The organism is Acidobacteriota bacterium, from assembly GCA_030949985.1.
Classification (GTDB): Bacteria; Acidobacteriota; Polarisedimenticolia; order J045; family J045; genus JALTMS01.
In genome coordinates this window covers 1-1,129 of the sequence record JAUZRX010000110.1, presented here as the reverse complement: position 1 = coordinate 1,129, position 1,129 = coordinate 1, and the positions used below count along the sequence as shown (strand labels likewise).

Genomic DNA, 1,129 nt, shown 5'->3' with positions numbered 1-1,129 from the left:
GAGGCATCGGGCGGGGACGGCTCGGTCGGCTCGGCCGGATCCGTCGGCAGACGACCTTCGGGGCGAACGTCGACCTGCAGGACACCGAAGCTCATGGGCGCCGGCAGGACGATCTCCTGACTTTGCCACGTGAAGCGCCGGGCCTCGGTGTCGACGGCGTCCAGCTCATAGATATCGTTGCCGAGTCGCACGTAGGTACGGTCGGTGGACAGATCGTAGATCTGCTCGTCCGCCCGGGCGATCTCCGGCAGGTCGGTCATGTACAGGCCATCGCCGCGCTGCATGATTGCCAGCCCACGCGCCGTGCCGACCCGGCACAGGAGCATGTCGCGATGGCTGGTCAGCCGGAAAACGGTGGGATCGAAGGCCTCCCACTGGTCCGGACGGATGAAGGGTGCGGAGACGTTGGTGAAGCCCCGCCCGTCGAAGCGCAGGATGCCGTTGCGTGTTGCCACCCAGACGGCATCGAGGGCCGTGTGTACGGCGCGCCACGTCTCGACCGGTACGGAGATGGGCAGAGGGGTCAAGGCCATGCTCGACGGATGGACGCCGTCGAGCAGGAAGGGCCGATCCCGGGTGAAGATCAGTACGGAGGTGCCGAAGACCGCCAGCGCCGTGACCGGCACGGGGACGGAATAGGCGGAGGATGGCGGCCATGCGTGAGGCTGGTAGGGTTCACTGAACCGGATGGTCCGGCCGGTCACGCCGACGAGCGCGCCAGAGCCGTGCAGATGCAGGAACCGCAGGTCCTGCGGAGGCGGCAGCCAGTCGATGGAGGGCAAGGCGGGCTGGAACGGCAGCAGGTCGTCCCGCACGGTATCCTCCATGGACACCGTCTCCACCGGCAGCTCGGCCACCATACGGTAGGTGTAGGCGTTGTCGGCGGTCGCCGTCCGGTAGACCCGGACCCGGTCGACGGGGCTGGCGACGCCGGTGTAGGAGCCGGGCAGGGAGACGTACCAGCGGGCATCGGCGAAACCGGTGACAACGGTCGGCGGCGACGGCGCGCTCTCCTCGCCGTAGGTCGTGACATAGGTATAGACGTAGGCGCGCACGACCGTCTGCGCCGTGCCACCGGATGGCGAGACCGAGGGGGCAACCGCCGGCGCCGTGACGCCGAGCTCATGGG

1 protein-coding gene is annotated in these 1,129 nt (G+C 68.6%); it reads right to left on the bottom strand.

Annotated features, from left to right (window positions below):
- On the bottom strand, positions 1–1,055 hold a 1,055-nt coding region (locus Q9Q40_14975), incomplete at its 3' end, for a hypothetical protein (GenBank protein ID MDQ7008522.1).
- Positions 1,056–1,129 lie beyond the last annotated feature (74 nt).